We start from the raw sequence: 17,007 nt of genomic DNA on the forward strand, positions 1-17,007 counted from the left end.
GGCGATCGGCTGCACCTCCGGTGATCGCACCGACCCGAACTTCGTCGCGAAATGCGGCCTGGCGCCGCTGAACGTGCTCGGCAAGAACAACAATGCCGACACCGTCGCCTACTTCAGCGTGCCGTTCAAGATCAAGTCCTTCTCCGATATCACCAAGGCCGATCGGGACCAGGCATACAAGGTCGCCGACGAGGCGCGCGCGGCCGGACTGGACGTGGAGATCAGCGGCACCATCGCCACCGAGCAGGCGCCGCCGGGCGGACAGTCGGAAATGATCGGTTACGCCGTCGCCTTCATCGTGATGATGATCGCCTTCGGCGCGCTGATCGCGGCGTTCGTGCCGATTCTGACCGGCATCGTGGGTGTCGGCATGGCGTCCTCGCTGATCATGGCCGGCACCTCGATCGCCAACATCCCGAACTTCACCACCGTGCTGGCGGCGATGATCGGCATCGCGCTGTCGATCGACTACGCGCTGTTCATCGTCTCGCGCTACAAACATGAACTCGCCGTGCAGGATTCGCCGGAAGAGGCTGCGGGCGTCGCCATCGGCACGGCCGGTTCCGCGGTGGTCTTCGCCGGTATGACGGTCATCATCGCGCTGTGCGGCCTGAGCATCGTCGGCGTCAGCTTCCTCACCTGGATGGGTCTGGGCGGCGCGCTGGCCGCGCTGTTCGCGATCCTGGTCGCGCTGACCCTGCTGCCCGCGATGATGGGCGCCTTCGGCCGCTTCCTGTTCAAGCCGAAGTTGCCGCTGGTCGCGCGGACCGATACCGAGAACGACGACGCCGTCACCAACGGCAAGCGTTTCGCCCGGCTGATCGCCAAGGCGCCGTGGGTGACCCTCGGCGCGAGCGTGATCGTGCTCGGCCTGCTCGCCGCACCCGCGGTGAATCTGAGCCTCGGCCTCCCCGGTGAGGACAGCCAGCCCAAGACCACCACGGTTCGTAAGGCCTACGACCTGCGTACCGAAGGGTTCGGCGAGGGCAGCAACGGCACCCTGCTGGTGGTCGCGGATCTGACCAAGGTCAAGCCGGAGCAGCGTCAGGAGGCCGTCATGGCCCTGCACGACAAGCTGGCCGGCTACCAGGGCATGGACTTCGTGACCATGCCGTCGACGAACAAGCTCACGCCGCAGAAGACTCCGGACTATGTGAACAGCACCGGCGCCCAGTTGACCGCGGTGCCCGATCACGGCCCGAACAACTCCGAAACGCAGGACCTGGTGAAACACGCCCGGGACGCGGAGTCGGACCTGCAGGCGAAATACGGTATGGAGTACGGCATCACCGGCTCGACCGCCATCTACGCCGATGTGTCCAATGCCCTGCTCGGCAAGATCGTGCCGTACATGACGATCGTGGCGATCGCGGCGTTCATCCTGCTGGTACTGGTGTTCCGCTCGGTTCTGGTGCCGCTGACCGCCGCATTGGGATTCCTGTTGTCGATGGCGGCCACCTTCGGCGCCACCGTGCTGATCTTCCAGCAGGACAAGCTCGGCCTGATCGGCGATCAGCATCCGATCGTGAGTTTCCTGCCGATCATGTTGATCGGCTTGGTATTCGGCCTCGCGATGGACTACCAGGTCTTCCTGGTGACCCGGATGCGCGAGGAATACGTGCACGGCAAGTCCCCGAAGGACGCCATGGTGTCCGGCTACCACCACGGCGCCCGCGTGGTCACCTCCGCGGCCATCATCATGATCTCCGTCTTCGGCGGATTCATGCTGGAGTCCGATGTGACCGCGAAGTCCATGGGCTTCGCACTGGCGGCCGGCGTGCTGTTCGACGCCTTCCTGGTCCGGATGGTGCTGATCCCGTCACTGCTGGTGCTGATGGGCAAGTGGGCCTGGTGGATGCCGAAGTGGCTGGACCGGATCCTGCCCGATATCGACGTCGAGGGCACCAAGCTGCGGGAGCTGCAGCAGCGTGACCGCGACGCGGCGACCGTGAAGGAGCCGGTCCCGGTCGGCTGATCCACGAATTACGGCACGGGCCCTCATCCGAACCTCGGATGGGGGCCCGTGGCGTATCCGGCTCGGCAGATCTCGGACCGCACAGATCTTGATCTTGCAGCAACGAGCCAGCAGACTCGAACCCAATGCTCTCCAGCTCGGCCACTCGACGGACCGACCGGAACGGCGAGTGCACCGGCTACCGCACAGCTCGATCAGCGACCGGCCCCGGTTCGCAGTCAACTCCAATCGAGGCCAGCGACCACTAGGAGCGCCTCGTGTCCGTGTATCTGTATCGGTGGGGAAGATTCGCCTTCCGGCACAAGTGGATCGTGCTCCCGGTCTGGCTCATCCTGTTCGTGCTCATCGGCAGTCTGGGCACGCAGCTGAAGAAGCCGATGAACGACGACTTCACGATTCCGAATCTGCCGTCGGAACGCGCCACCGAGATCATGGACAAACACTTTCCGGGGATGTCGGAGGCGTTCAGTTTCGACGCGGTGACCGGCACCTATGTCTTCGGGGCGGCACCGGGACAGAAACTCACCGACGCATCCCAGCGGGCGGCCGTCGCGGGGACGGTCACGAAGCTGAACGATCTGAACATCGTCGATCACAAGACTCCACTGGTCGATCCGATCACCGCCACCGAACAAATGGGGTGCTTCGCGCCCGATCGCAGTTCGCCGGAATTCGTCTCGCGCTGCAGTGCCGCGCCGGTGAACGTCCTGAACAAGGAGAATCCGGATACCGTTGCGGTGCTGACCGTTCCGTTCACGATTCAGAAGTTCACCGATATCACCGCCGACGATCGCGCGGCCGCGTTCGCGGTCGGTGACGATGCGCGCGCCGCCGGACTACAGGTGGAGATGAGCGGGTCACTGGCGATGGAACAACAGCAGCCCAGTGGGCAGGCCGAGATGATCGGCATGGCCGTGGCGCTGGTGGTGATGGTGGTGGCCTTCGGCGCGATCGTGGCCGCCTTCGTGCCGATCATCACCGCGATCGTCGGACTCGGATTGGCGACCTCGGTGATCTTCCTCGGCACGTCGTTCATGTCGGTTCCGAGTTTCACGACCTTCCTGGCCTCGATGATCGGCATCGCGCTCTCGATCGACTACGCGCTGTTCATCGTCTCGCGTTACAAACACGAACGCGCCGTGCAGAGTTCGCCGGAGATCGCCGCCGGCACGGCGCTGGGGACGGCCGGTTCGGCGGTGGTGTTCGCGGGCGCGACGGTGATCATCGCACTGGTCGCCCTGGCCATCGTGAACATCCGCTTCCTGACCTTCATGGGTCTGGGCGGGGCGATCGCGGCGGCGTTCGCGGTGCTCACCGCCATCACCCTGATGCCGGCACTGCTCGGCGCCTTCGGCAAGTACCTGTTCGAGCCGAAGCTGCCGGTGATCGCGCAACACGATCCCGAGGACGATTCGGTGGTCACCAACGGTATGCGGATGGCGCGGATGATCGGGCGAATGCCGTGGCTGACGCTGGTCGCGAGCATCATCGTGCTGGGTCTGCTGGCCGCGCCCGCGCTGAGCTTGAATCTGGGCCTGCCCGGTGAGGACAGCCAGCCCAGGACCACCACGATTCGCAAGGCCTACGACCTGCGCACCGAGGGATTCGGTGCCGGCAGTAACGGCAAGCTGCAGGTCGTCGCCGACCTGTCGCAGGTGCGTGCCGATCAGCGTCAGGCCGCGCTCACCGCACTGCACGACGAATTGGCCGCGTATCCGGGTATGGATTACGTGACCCAGCCGCAGCCGAGCAGGGACGGCGCGGGCGCGTTGATGACCGCCGTACCCACCACCGGACCCAATGATCAGGCCACCAAGGATCTGGTTCGCCATGCCCGCGACGCCGAATCCGCACTGCACGACCGATACGGCATCGAATACGGAATCACCGGCACCACAGCCATTTACGCGGACGTCGACCATGCGCTGCTCAGTAAGATCCTGCCCTATCTGGCCATCGTGGCGGGTGCGGCATTCCTGTTGCTTATCGCGGTATTCCGTTCGGTGCTGGTGCCTTTCACCGCCGCACTGGGATTCCTGCTCTCCATGGCGGCGACGTTCGGCGCCACCGTGCTGATCTTCCAGAAGGGTGCGCTGGGCCTCATCTCCGAACCCCGGCCGATCGTGAGCTTCCTGCCGATCATGTTGATCGGCTTGGTCTTCGGCCTCGCCATGGACTACCAGGTCTTCCTGGTCACCCGCATGCGCGAGGAATACGTGCACGGGAAATCACCCACCGACGCGATGATCTCCGGCTACCACCATGGCGCGCGCGTGGTGACCTCGGCCGCCGTCATCATGATCTCGGTCTTCGGTTCGTTCCTGCTGGAATCGGATGCGACGGCCAAGTCGATGGGTTTCGCGCTCGCCGCGGGCGTGCTGTTCGACGCCTTCCTGGTGCGGATGGTCCTGATTCCGTCGCTGCTGGTACTGATGGGCCGGGCGGCCTGGTGGCTGCCGGGGTGGCTCAGCCGGATCGTGCCGGATATCGACGTGGAGGGTGCGCGGTTGCGCGAGCTCCACGTCGACGATCCGGACGAGCCCAGGAGTCCGGTGAAGGTCGGCTGAGCCGACACTGCCACCTGGTACCGCGTCGTTCAGCCGAGCTGGGCGGCGACCTCGGCGGCGACCAATTCCAGGTGATCGAGATCGGACAGATCCAGTACCTGCAGGTAGAGCCGGGTGATGCCGGTGGTCTCGCGGTAGCGGCCGATCTTGTCGACCACCTCCGCGGGGGTGCCGGCCAGGCCGTTGGTGCGCAGTTCGTGCACCTCGCGGCCGATCGCCTCGGCGCGGCGGGCGATCTCGGCCTCGTCACGGCCGACGCACAGCACCTGCGCGGCCGAGCGCACGATCTCACCGGGATCGCGGCCGATGTCGCGGGCCGCCGCGGCGACCCGATCGAATTGCGCCGCAGCCGTTTCCGCATCCGTGAACGGCAGGTTGAACTCGTGCGCGTACCGCGCGGCCAGAGCCGGTGTGCGTTTCTTGCCGGCACCGCCGATGATCACCGGCGGGCCCGGCTGCTGCACCGGCTTGGGCAGGGCCGGACTGCCCTGCAGCACATAGTGTTTGCCCGTGAAATCGAAGGTCTCCCCCACTGGCGTCTGCCACAGGCCGGTGATGATCGCCAGTTGCTCGGCGTAGCGGTCGAAGCGCTCACCGAGATCCGGCAGATCGATGCCGTAGGCGCGATGCTCGTCGGCGAACCAGCCCGAACCGAGCCCGAGCTCGACCCGGCCGCCGGACATCTGGTCGACCTGGGCGACCGAGATCGCCAGCACCGAGGGATGCCGGAACGTCGCCGCGGTGACCAGGGTGCCCAGCCGGATCCGGGACGTCTCGCGCGCGAGCCCGGCCAGCGTGATCCACGCGTCGGTCGGCCCCGGCAGACCGGACACCCCGCCCATCTTCAGATAGTGATCGGACCGGAAGAATGCGTCGAACCCCGCCTCCTCGGTCACCTTCGCAACCCGGAGCAGATCGTCGTAGGTAGCCCCCTGCTGGGGCTCGGTGAAGATTCGTAGTTCCACGAGCACCAACGTACCGGGCCACGACATGCCGATTCACCGGCACGCCCGGGCTCCGGCGCCTGCCCACGCTCGGCCTCGAGCCCCGACACCGCCGGCTGTGCCACCCTTCGGTACCTGCCGAACCGCCCGGCGAGAGAACCAGGCATGTCGCACAGCTCCCTCGCGCGGCGGTCGGCCGCGTATGTCAGCCGGTGACGCTCAGGTCCGGCAACTGCGCGGCACCGGCGATGGCCTCCGACAGCAGATCGGCGGCGGCCTCCAGCTGGGCGGGTTCGTGTTCGGAGGTCAGGAAGAAGCGCAGGCGTTCCTGACCGGCGGGCACGGCCGGTGACGAGATCGCGCCCGCGTAGACGCCGTTGCGCAGCAGCGTCGTGGCGACGTAACCGGCGCGCAGTTCGCCGGGGACGATCACCGGGCAGATCGGGGTGCCTTCGGAGATGCCGAGGTCGATGCCGCGTTCGCCGAGCAGGGTGCGGAAGTGCTCGGCGTTGGACCACAGCCGGCGCAGTCGCTGCGGTTCGGCCTCGAGGACGTCGAGTGCGGCCAGCGCGGCACCGATGGTCGAGGGTGCGGGGCCGCCGGTCAGCATGGCCACACCCGGCGCGGCGGCCTTCATCGCGGCGATCAGGTCCGCGTCGGCGGCGATGAAACCGCCGCAGCTGCCCAATGCCTTCGACAGGGTGCCCATCCAGATGTCGACCGCGTCGCCGGGCATCCCGTAGTGCTCGCGGATCCCGTGGCCGCGCTCTCCGAAGACGCCGAGGGAATGCGCCTCGTCGACCATGACGGCGCAGTCGAATTCCCGTGCGATGGCGGCTATTTCGCTCACCCGGCCGACCGTGCCGTCCATGCTGTAATGACCTTCGACGACGACCAGCGCCCGATCGAAGCTCCCGCGCGACATGCGCAACACCGAACGCAGCGACTCCGGATCGTTGTGGCGGAAGTTGAGCCGCCGCGCTCCCGACCACTGCACCCCGGAGATCACGCTGCCGTGGATGAGCGAATCGCAGATCGCGACGTCGTCGGCGCCCAGCAGGAAGCCGATCACCCCGGCGTTGGTGAGATAGCCGCTGGTCGTGACCATCGCGTCGCCGACGTCGTACATCGCGGCCAGGCGCTGTTCGAGTTCGGCGTAGATCGGGATCTCCCCGGCGACGATGCGGCTGGCCGAGGCGGAGGCGCCATAGGTGTCCAGCGCGTCCTTGGCCGCCTGCACCACCTTCGGATGGTTGCCCAGGCCGAGATAGTTGTAGGCGCTGAAATTCACCAGATCCCGGCCCTGCCACCGAATCACGGTGTCGTTCGGGCTCTCTCGCACGAGAAACATCGGATTGGGTGTGCCGCTGTGCTCGTGCACCGCCGCGATCGCCGCCCGCTTCTGCACCATCGCCGCGACCTCGGGGTGGTCGGCGAATTGGCGTCCGGGGCCGCGGCGTGGGCGGGCCGGTTTGGTGTGGGCGGCCGCGAACGTAGCGCTCGGGCCACCGGACGTCACGGGAGTAGACGCCGGCGCAGCGGTGCCGCCGGATATCGTGCCGGACAACAACTTCCGCGCCAGCTCCCGCGCCGACTCACTCATCCCGCATCCTTTCCGGCGCAGCGGACGGCTGCGGCCTTCTCATCCCGTCGCCCCCTGCACGATCGCCTCGGCCACCCGCGCACCCGCTTGTTCGAGGCTGAACGAGCGGCCCATCTTCATCGACATCAGTTCCACGCCCAGCGATTTCGTCACCAGCGCACCGAATTCCACGGCCATCAGCGAGTCCAATCCGAGTTCGGGCACCGGAACCGTCAGGTCGATCGAGTCCGCGGAGACGCCCATGACCTGCGCCAATTGCTCGGCCAGCATGAAGGCGACGACCTCGTTGCGCTTGCCCTCGTCGAGTTCGGCGAGTTGGACGCGCAGCCGTGCGGCGGCCGAATCGTCCTGTGCCGCAGCGGCGATCAGTTCCTTCGTGCGCCCGGTCTGGGCGAAGAACGGCGCAGTGGCGTTCACCTTCGCCCAATCGACCGGAATGATCGAGGCCTGCGTGACGCCCAAGCGCAGCGCCTGCTCCAGATATTCGGTCCCCTCGTCCATGGTGATCGAATCGAAGCCGGTGTTGCGCAGATATCGCGCGATGTGCTCGTCGTCGGCCATACCGCCACCGGACATATGACCCCAGCCGACGACCAATGCGGTGCCGCCATCGCGGATCACCGAATCCCCGATCGCCTGCAGCGCGATATTGGCTGCGGTATACGCGTATTGGCCGACACCGCCGAACATCGCACTACCGGAGGACCACAGCGCGAACTGAGCCGGCCGCGCCCCGGCTGCCTGTATACCGGCGACGAGTGCGCGCGCACCGTCGGCCTTCGCCCGGAACACCTTTGCCAGACTCTCGGCATCCATGACGGTGATGCGCTTGTCGTCGATGGCGCCCGCGGTGTGGAACACCCCGCGCAGCGGATGCTCGGGCCGGTGGGCGCGAGCGACGACCGCCGCCACGGCATCGGCATCGGTGATGTCGACCCGCTCGATGGTGACCTCGATGCCCTGGGCCTGCCAGGCCGCCAGCTGCGCGACGGCGGCCTCGGTGGTGGCGCCGCCGCGGCCGAGCAACGTCAACCGGCGGGCGCCGTGGCCCACCAGCCATCGCCCGGTGGCCAGGCCGAAGGCGCCGAAACCGCCGGTGATCAGGTACTGGGCCGCGGGATCGATCTCGATCTCGGGCAGCTGCGGACGGACCAGCGGTCGGTCCTCGGTCAGATCCAGCGCGACGCGGCCGATCCGGGTCGAGCGGGCCACTTCCTCGAAGGCCTGAGCGACCTCGGCGGTTCCGTACTTCTGGAACGGCAGCGGACGATAGGTGCCGTCGTCGAAGCTGGCGTTGACCTTGCGGCCCAGGGCCATCACCTCGGTGTGCCGCAACCGCAGCATCCGGTCCAGATCGAAGGAGAAGTAGGAGACGTTCTTGTCGAACGCGGACAGATCCAGCATGCCGCCGGTGTAGATATCGGCCTTGCCGATCTCCACGATGCGGCCGAATTCGGCGATCACCGCGAAGTTCTGGCGCAGGATCTCTCCCGGCGCGGAGCTGATGATCACGTCCACGCCGCGGCCGCCGGTGAGGGCGAGCACCTCGTCGACGAAGGTGAGCGACCGCGATCCGACCGCGTGATCGGCGCCCTCGGCCAGGACGTAGGCGCGCCGCTGTTCGCTGCTCGCGGTCCCGATCACGGTGGCGCCGTGCAACTTCGCGATCTGTACCGCCGCGCTGCCGACGCCACCCGCCGCACCGTGCACCAGCACGGTCTCACCGGCCCGGATCCGCGCGAGTTCGAGCAGCGAGTATTCGGCGGTGGTGAAGGCCGTGACGCTGCTGCACCGTCCCGCGTCGGTGTCGGGGTGGACGTGGGTGAGCGAATCGGTCGAGGTGGTGTGGTAGCGCGCGACCATGCCCTTGGAGGTCAGGCTCACCGCGTCGCCGGGAGCGTAGTCGGTGACGCCGGGACCGACCCGGACCACCTCGCCGCCGCCTTCCATACCCGGCACCAGGCCGAAGAAGGTCTCCGACAGTTCACGTTCACCGAGGACGCCGATCACCTTCAGCGCGTCCTTGTAGTTGAGGCCCACGGCACGCATCCGGACCTCGACCTCGCCCAGACCGGGTTCGCGCCGCTCGCAGCGCCGCCAGCCCAGCCGCGCGAAGGTGCGTGAACGGGGCAGTTCCAGTTCGAAATTCGCCTCGGGGTCGGTGAGCGGTTCGGCGGTGTCGAGAGCGTCGAGCCGCTCGGGCAGCGTTCGGGTCACGACGGTGGTCCAGCGCAGGCCGTTGCGCAACACGGCCTCGTCGACCAGGTCGTATTGGAAGCCACCGGGGATCGCCAGTTCCGCGGACAGGTCCGCGACCGTCGTGTCGGCATCGATATCGACCAGTCGCCAGCGCAGGCGGGACTGTTCGTTGAGCAGCACACGACGAGCGCCGGCGATCGCCGCCTGGCTGGGATCCGGCGCCGTCTCGTCCGCGGGATGGGCGTACGCGTGGGCGCTGACCACGGTCGCGAACAGCGAGCCGTCGCCGGTCAGCGGAATCTCGATCTCGTGCTCGGTGACCCGCTCCTCGAGATAGCCGTCCAGCGTCACCGCGATCCGGCGCAACGTCCACAGCGCGGCCACATCACCGTCGGGTGCGTGCCCGGGGACCACGCACACGTGCAGCCGTCGCACGTCCTCGTCGCCGAAGATGTCGCGAAGCCGTTGTGCCAGTTGCGGTTCCAGCTCCGTGTCGGCCGGGTCCAGCAGGAGGACGGCCGAGCCGGCTCCGCCGGCGACCGCGTCGCGCACCCGCTCGATCCGCGAGTCGATGTTCTCGCCGTAGCCGAGGACCAAGGTGTAGAGGTCGGCGTTCTGGGGGAGTGCGGTCGTGTCGACCGGATCGCGCAACTCCCACCGTTCCTCGTAGAACATGTCGGTCATGCGCTGCAGTGGGCCGCGGCCCGGAGTCAGGGATCCGAATTCGATCCCCCTGATCTGCATGACCACCGTGCGTTCGGCGTCGAGCAGATCGATATCGGCCAGCGGCCGGTCGCCCTCGGTGAACCGGGCCACGGCGGTGACCTCGACCGGCAGCGGCGCCAGGCGGCGCACGGTGCGCACGCCGACCGGCACCATCGCGCCCTCCTGGGCGCCACCGCGCCCGGCGAGCAGCGCGGCCACACTCTGCAACGCCGCATCGACGATCGCGGGGTGGGCGAGGTACCGCTCCCCCTGGCCGATGGTGCCGTCGAGTTGTGCGACCACGGTGTCCGGCGAGATCCGGATCGCGGTGGCGCGCTGGAAGGTCGGGCCGTATTCCAGTCCGCGCGCGGCCAATCCGGCGTAGAACTCGGCGGGATCGACCGCGAGCATATGCTCGACATCGGGCACGTCCGCGGTGATCGGGGCGTAGCTGCCTTCGACCAGGCGACCGAGCGCGTGCACGGTCCAGATGGTGCCGGCCGCGCCCCGGGAACGGATGGTGAAGCGCCCGGTCGAATCCTCCACGTGGAGTTCGACGATCGGCGCCTCGCCCTCCTCGACGACCAGCGGCGCGACGAACCGCACGCCTTCCACGGCCACCTGATCCGATTCGGTGCGCACCGCGGCGGCGCTCAGCGCGGCATCCAGATATCCCGCGCCGGGCAGGATCCGGGTGCCGCCCACGACGTGATCGGCGAGCCACGGTAGCGCCGCGAGCGACAATTCCACCCGCCAGGCGTTGGAATCGTCGGGATGCTGATCACCGAGCATCGGGTGCGCGTCGGGCGTGCCGTGGCGCAGCAGCCGGAATTCCGGCAGTTCGTTGCGCAGCCGGGTGCGCTGCCACGGATAACGCGGCAGATCGATATGCGGTGTCGGATCCGCCACTCCCGCGAACAGCGCGTCGATGTCGAGAACTCCGGCCGCGTACAGCCCGGACAGGGTCTGGCGCAGGCTGTCGGCGTCCTGCTGTTTGCGGTGCAGGGTCGCCACCGTCGTCCCGGTTTCGCCCGCGCCGATGAGGATCTCGCGAATATTGGCGCCGAGCACCGGATGCGGGCCGACCTCGACGAACACCCGGTTGCCGGAGCGGACCAGCGCGGTGATCGCATCGGCGAACCGCACCGGCTGCCGCACGTTCGCGCACCAGTAGTCGGCATTCCAGTCGGCCGTGGTGACCTGTTCGCCGGTGACCGTGGAGTACAGCGGGATGCGCGGTTCCGAGACGGTGAGCCCGGCCAGCACCGCACGCAGTTCGTCCAGGATCGGATCCATCAGATGACTGTGGTAGGGCACCTCGACCTGGAGCCGGCGCGCGAAAATACCGTCGGCGGTGAGCTTTTCGGCGATCTCGTCGAGGCGGTCGGCCGCACCGGCCAGCGTGACGGCCGAGGGTGAGTTGATCGCCGCGATGTCGACCGAACTGTCGGCGGCGATGACCTCGCGCGCCGCCTCGGCGGGCAATCCGATCGCCAGCATGCCGCCCGTGCCGGCCGTCGTGGCCTGCAACCGGGCACGGTGGTAGCTCACCAGCAGCGCGTCGCGCAGCGACAGCATTCCGGTCACGTAGGCGGCCGAGACCTCACCGACGCTGTGACCGACGACGACGGCGGGTTCGATGCCGTATTCCCGCAGCGCCGCGTACAGCGCGACCTGGACCAGGAAGTTCGCCGGTTGCGCGACGGCGGTCGAGGTGACCCTCGACTCCGCTTCGGGCCGCAGCAACTCCTCGACGACGGACCAGCCCGCGATGTCGGTGAACACGGCGTCGATGCGGCGGGCCTCGGCGGCGAAAGCAGTGTCGGTGGTGAGCAATTCGCGCGCCATACCCCACCACTGCGGGCCCATACCGGTGAAGACGTACACCGGCTCGGCGGTGCGCTTGGCGACGGTGCGACCGACTCGGCCCTGACCGTTGGCCAAGTCCACCAGGCCCCGGACCAGTTCGGTGTCGTCACCGAAGGTGATCGCGGCGCGATGGTTGTGGTGATTGCGGCGCCGCCACGCGGCCTCGGCCAACCGGCCGGGGTCGGCGCCCTCGGCGATCAGTTCGGCGACGCCGCGAGCCAGTTGCCGAACCGCTGTCTCGTTTCGCGCGGAGAGCGGCAGTACACCGAAATGTTCTGGCGCCCGGCTGGTTTCGGGAGCGCCGGCATACTCCTGCAGAATCGCGTGCGCATTGGTGCCGCCGTATCCGAAACCGTTGACGGCCACCGTCATGCGCTCGACCTCGGGGCCGACCGGTTCGGCCTCGGTCTGGAGGCGAATTCCCAGTTCCTCGAACGGGATATCGGGATTGGGAGTGTCCAGCCAGCCCTGCGGTGCGATGGTGCGGTGGGTGATGGCCAGCGCCGATTTGATGACGCTCGCGATACCCGACGCGGCTTCGGTGTGCCCCAGCGTCGCCTTCACCGAGCCGACGCCGACCGGGCCCGGCCGACCGGTGGCGGCGCCGTAGGCCCGGCCGATGGCTCGCAGTTCCAGCGGGTCGCCCACCGGCGTTCCGGTGCCGTGCGCCTCCACGTAGGTGATCTCGTGCGCCGGGATTCCGGAGCGCTCGATCACGGTCCTGGCCAGCGCTTCCTGGGAATCGGCATTCGGCACCGTGATGGCCGTGGTGCGGCCGTCCTGATTCGATCCGGTGGCCTTGACCACCGCGTAGATACGGTCGCCGTCGCGTTCGGCATCGGCGAGCTTCTTCAGCACCACGATGCCGGCGCCCTCGCCCCGGCCGTACCCGTCGGCGGCGGCGTCGAACGGTTTGCTGCGCCCGTCGGCGGCGAGGAATCCCCCCTTGCACATGGAGACGAACGGCTCCGGCTGCGCCATCACGGTCACGCCGCCGGCCAGCGCGTATTCGCAGTCTCCGCTCTCGATGGCCTGGCAGGCCAGATGCAGGGCGACCAGCGACGAGGAACAGGCCGTGTCGACGGTGACCGCCGGGCCGGTCAGGTTGAGCGCGTAGGCGATCCGGTTCGAGAGCATGGTGTACGACGCGCCGGCGGCGGTGTGCATGTCGACATGCGGCAGCGCCGGTCCACCCACCGATACCGCCAGCTGATCGAGGGTGAAGGCGCCGATGTAGACGCCGAGCCCCGAACCGGCGCTGCGTCCGGCGACACCCGCGTCGTCGAGCGCCTCCCACACCACTTCCAGGACGAGTCGCTGCTGCGGGTCCATGGCGGCCGCCTCGCGCGGGGAGATGCCGAAGAAGTCGGGATCGAACTCCCACGGATCGCCGGTCATGAAGGCGGCGCGCTTGGTGTACATCCGGCCGGGGGTGCGGCGGTCGGCGTCGTAGTAGCGCCGCCAATCCCAGCGGTCGGCCGGGATCTCGGTGACTCCGTCCCGTTTGTTGATCACGAAATCCCAGAAGGACTCCGGCGAATCGATACCGCCGGCGTACCGGCATCCGATTCCGACGATGGCAATGTCAGACACAGCGACTCCTCGGCCGACTCGAAAATTCCCGCTGATCAGAGCGGACGCGGTCGGCGAATCATGATGTTCATTTCCGGACCCGTCCTGCCCAGCTGGACGGACCCGGTGCGTTCGTTACCCAGGGCCTCGTAGTAGCCGACGTTCTCGTCCTTGCAGATTCCGCACAGGAGTACGCCCTGCCGGTCGGCCTTGTCGGTGAACGACGCGTACAGCGCGCGACCGACGCCGCTGCGCTGCAGTGTCGGATCGGTTCCGAGGTAGACGTGGAACAGATGGGGTTCGGCCGGTGCCGCCCGATCCATGGTCCGGTCGACCTCGGTTCCCCTTCCCACGGCGGTGCCCATTCCCGCGAGAAACAGTGGGCCCGCGAGGAATTCGCGTAGCCCACCGGGCCGGTAACCGTCGGGGTACCAGAGCAGGGCGCCGACGATGCGGCCGTCCAGCTCCGCCACCTCGGCGCCACCGGCCGGTAGGAAGCGATGTTCGATCATGGTCCGCAACATCCGCGGCGCCCGCCGGTGCCGGACGGTTTCGTCCGGAAAGACGTATTCCTCGATCGGATCGTCGTGCGCGAAGGCCGCGGCCAGTACCCGCACCATTCCGGTGATGTCGTCGCGCGTCGCGGTCCGCACGACCGGACTCCCGGTTTTGCTCAAAGCTGTTGTCCCTCAACTGATTTGCACACTGCCGACCACATCGGCGAAACATCCGGCCAGCGAACTGGTCGCCAGATTACCTCAGCGCTGGACGCTTCCTACCAGTCGGTAACGTGGAGTAGATCACGCCGGTACGACACGTTCGGCGGGCCGGGCGCACGCCCGCCGCCGGGCAACCGCGGGGCAGCCCCGCCGAATCCCGCGACCCCGTGCGAAATACACCTCGAGCACGGTCGGCTCACCCACCCGGATCGCGACCGCTACCGCGCGCCGCCGCGAAAACAGTTGCGTTTCAGAAATATTCACGACGGTATCGGTCACGCGCCGGTGACGACACGCAGCGAACCACGGGCAATCACCCTCGTTCGTACGCGATTCCGGCGACTTCCCACCCATGGTAATTCCGCTCGGTCGCCGCATCCTCGCCAGGCACGACGCCACCGAGTCTTGGGCCCCGACCGTGAGGGGACGCGTGGAGGCCGAAAGGAACCGGAACTCGAGCACACTGGTGATCGAGCGGCGACAGCATCGGCGGTAGGGACACCACGGTGCTGCAGGCGGAGCCGACTCGGATCAGCTATTTCAAGGCCGTCCGCCACGACCCGGACGCACCGAAGGTTCGTACCGGTTCGGCCGGGTGACGACGACCGGTACGGACGAAAAAGCCCCCACCCGGAATCCGGGTGGGGGCTGTGGCGGTGGCGGAGGGATTTGAACCCTCGGTGGGGGGTTACCCCACACACGCTTTCGAGGCGTGCTCCTTAGGCCGCTCGGACACGCCACCGCAGGTGACTTTACCGGACGGGCGGAGCGAAACCGAAATCGGGTGGTCAGCGACACCGGGAGCAGAGCTCAGGGGCGTCGAGTGCGGAAGAAGTCGTCCAGGACGGCCGCACATTCGGCCTCGAGCACGCCCCCGCGAACCTCGGGCCGATGGTTGAGGCGACGGTCGCGCACCACGTCCCAGAGGGAACCGACCGCACCGGTCTTGGGCTCCCAGGCGCCGAAGACGACGCGTCGGACCCGGGCCAGGACCAGCGCGCCGGCGCACATCGTGCACGGTTCCAACGTCACCGCCAGCGTCGCGCCCTCGAGCCGCCAGCCGTCGCCGTACACCTGGGCGGCGCGGCGCAGCGCCAGGATCTCGGCGTGCGCGGTCGGGTCGCCGAGCGCCTCCCGGGCGTTGCCGGCCCGGGCCAGTTCGCGGCCGTTCGCGTCGAAGACGACCGCACCCACCGGGACGTCGCGCGGGTCGGTCTGCGCCGCGGCGGCGAGGGCGGCCCGGACGAGATCCTCGTCTGCCGGAGGTGACCCCGGACCAGGCGCTGCCCCCGGGCTCAACGGTGCAGCTTGTCCAGGACCGCGGAGAATTCGTCGGCGAAGCCCAGCCGCTGTGCGACCATTCCCAGCTGTTCGTCCGGATACAGATCGGTTTCCGCCAGGATCACGCTGAGAACGGGCTCGGGCAGGCCGAGGTCCGCCAGAACACCCAGATCGCCTTCCTCCCACGGATCGATCTCATCCAATTCGTCCGGATCGATATCGGGGACTTCGACATTCAGCGCGTCGAGCACCTCGACGGCGATGTCGTAATCGATCGCGGCGGTGGCGTCCGAGATCAGCAACCGGCTCCCGGTCGGACCCGGCCGCAGGACGATGAAGAATTCGTCGTCGACGTCCAGCAGTCCGAATACCGCACCGGTGCTGCGCAGGGCGCGCAGTTCGTCCTCGGCCGCGGACAGACTCGACAGTGCCGCGGCGCTGAGCGGGCTGCAGCGCCACGTGCTGTCTTCGCGGACGACCGCCACGGCGAACCCTTCCACATCGTCGTAATCGTCCGACGTGGCCCTGTTCGTGCTCGAGCGCTGTGCCATGGCCGCAACGGTAGTCGGCTTCGGCGGAAATGTTGAAGTCGTATGCGAATCTGATCCGATGACAGGCGATCGGAATTCCTCGGTGTGCGTACTGGGTACGGGTTTGATCGGCGGTTCGCTGCTGCGCGCGGCGGCGGCGGCCGGCTACCGGGCCTGGGGTTACAACCGGTCGGCTCCGGGTGCGCAGGCCGCCCGGGCCGACGGATTCGACGTCGAATCCGATATCGCGGCGGTGCTGTCCCGGGCCGCCACCGACGATGCGCTGATCGTGCTGGCTGTGCCGATGCCGGCCATCGATACCGTTCTCGCGGATGTGAAGACATTCGCGCCCGACTGTCCGCTGACCGATGTGGTGAGTGTGAAGGAGCCGGTGCGCGCCGAGGTGCACCGGCAGGAACTGGGCGCGCGCTACGTCGGCGGGCATCCGATGGCGGGAACCGCCGAATCCGGCTGGGCCGCATCGTCTCCCGACCTGTTTCGCGACGCGGCCTGGGCGGTCGGGGTGGATCCGGGCACCCGCGCCGAACCGTGGCACCGGGTCGCGCGGCTGGCGCTGGACTGCGGTGCGATCGTGGTGCCGGTCCTGGCGGACGAACACGACCGTGCGGTGGCCCGCATCTCGCATCTGCCGCACGTGCTGGCCGAGGCGCTGGCGGTCGCGGGGGCCGCGGGCGGCGATCTGGCTCTGGGTCTGGCCGCCGGATCGTTCCGCGACGGCACCCGGGTCGCGGCGACCGCGCCCGAGCTGGTGCGCGCGATCTGCGAACCGAACGCGGCCGCGCTCACCGAGGCGATCGACGACGCGCTGCGCCTGCTCGAGGCCGCGCGCGACAGCCTGCGCGACGAGGGCACCCTCGGCGAACTGATCGACGCGGGCTACAGCGAACGCGACCGCTACGACACCCTGCGGCGCTGGGACATCACCGATATCCGCCCCGGCGATCAGGGTTGGCTGGAACGGTTACGCGACGCGGGACGCCAGGGCGGCGTGATCCGCTCCCTCGACTGAGAACCGCGCGGAG

9 protein-coding genes and 1 tRNA gene are annotated in these 17,007 nt (G+C 68.1%); 3 read left to right on the top strand and 7 right to left on the bottom strand.

Going from position 1 to position 17,007, the window contains the following annotated elements; genetic code table 11:
- Positions 1-1,975 (top strand): MMPL family transporter (locus IRT45_RS12125; protein WP_194805951.1); only part of this gene is annotated, 1,975 nt, incomplete at its 5' end.
- Positions 1,976-2,232: 257 nt separating this feature from the next.
- A complete protein-coding gene (locus IRT45_RS12130; RefSeq protein WP_194805952.1) occupies positions 2,233-4,542 on the top strand; it encodes an MMPL family transporter in 2,310 nt (769 codons plus the stop codon).
- A gap of 29 nt (positions 4,543-4,571) precedes the next feature.
- Here IRT45_RS12130 and IRT45_RS12135 read toward each other — a convergent pair whose 3' ends face one another.
- The 7 genes from IRT45_RS12135 to IRT45_RS12165 all read right to left on the bottom strand — a co-directional run bounded on the left by IRT45_RS12135 (position 4,572) and on the right by IRT45_RS12165 (position 15,985).
- On the bottom strand, positions 4,572-5,507 hold the full coding sequence (locus IRT45_RS12135) for an LLM class F420-dependent oxidoreductase (RefSeq protein ID WP_194806045.1): 936 nt from the start codon (positions 5,505-5,507) through the stop codon (positions 4,572-4,574).
- Positions 5,508-5,691: 184 nt separating this feature from the next.
- A complete protein-coding gene (locus tag IRT45_RS12140; RefSeq protein WP_194805953.1) occupies positions 5,692-7,089 on the bottom strand; it encodes an aminotransferase class I/II-fold pyridoxal phosphate-dependent enzyme in 1,398 nt (465 codons plus the stop codon).
- 39 nt (positions 7,090-7,128) lie between these two features.
- Entirely contained in the window at positions 7,129-13,455 is a 6,327-nt protein-coding gene (locus IRT45_RS12145) for a type I polyketide synthase (protein ID WP_194805954.1), read from the bottom strand.
- Between the two features lie 35 nt (positions 13,456-13,490).
- The gene (locus tag IRT45_RS12150; RefSeq protein ID WP_309240911.1) at positions 13,491-14,087 is read right to left on the bottom strand and encodes a GNAT family N-acetyltransferase; all 597 of its coding nucleotides are present in this window, start codon (positions 14,085-14,087) and stop codon (positions 13,491-13,493) included.
- Between the two features lie 717 nt (positions 14,088-14,804).
- Positions 14,805-14,895 (bottom strand) — tRNA-Ser (locus tag IRT45_RS12155).
- 68 nt (positions 14,896-14,963) lie between these two features.
- Positions 14,964-15,452 carry a nucleoside deaminase gene (locus IRT45_RS12160; RefSeq protein ID WP_194805955.1) on the bottom strand — a complete coding sequence of 163 codons (489 nt, stop codon included), beginning with the start codon at positions 15,450-15,452 and terminating at the stop codon, positions 14,964-14,966.
- Positions 15,449-15,985, bottom strand: a complete 537-nt coding sequence (locus IRT45_RS12165; RefSeq protein WP_194805956.1) for a tRNA adenosine deaminase-associated protein — start codon at positions 15,983-15,985, stop codon at positions 15,449-15,451. Before IRT45_RS12165 ends, IRT45_RS12160 begins: the two co-directional genes overlap by 4 nt.
- Positions 15,986-16,043: 58 nt before the next feature.
- Here IRT45_RS12165 and IRT45_RS12170 point away from each other — a divergent pair, with 58 nt between their 5' ends.
- Positions 16,044-16,994: a prephenate dehydrogenase gene (locus IRT45_RS12170; protein ID WP_194805957.1), complete on the top strand. Its 951-nt coding sequence runs from the start codon at positions 16,044-16,046 to the stop codon at positions 16,992-16,994.
- Positions 16,995-17,007: the final 13 nt, after the last annotated feature.

Origin of the sequence: Nocardia sp. BSTN01, assembly GCF_015354405.1 — a bacterium.
GTDB lineage: Bacteria > Actinomycetota > Actinomycetes > Mycobacteriales > Mycobacteriaceae > Nocardia.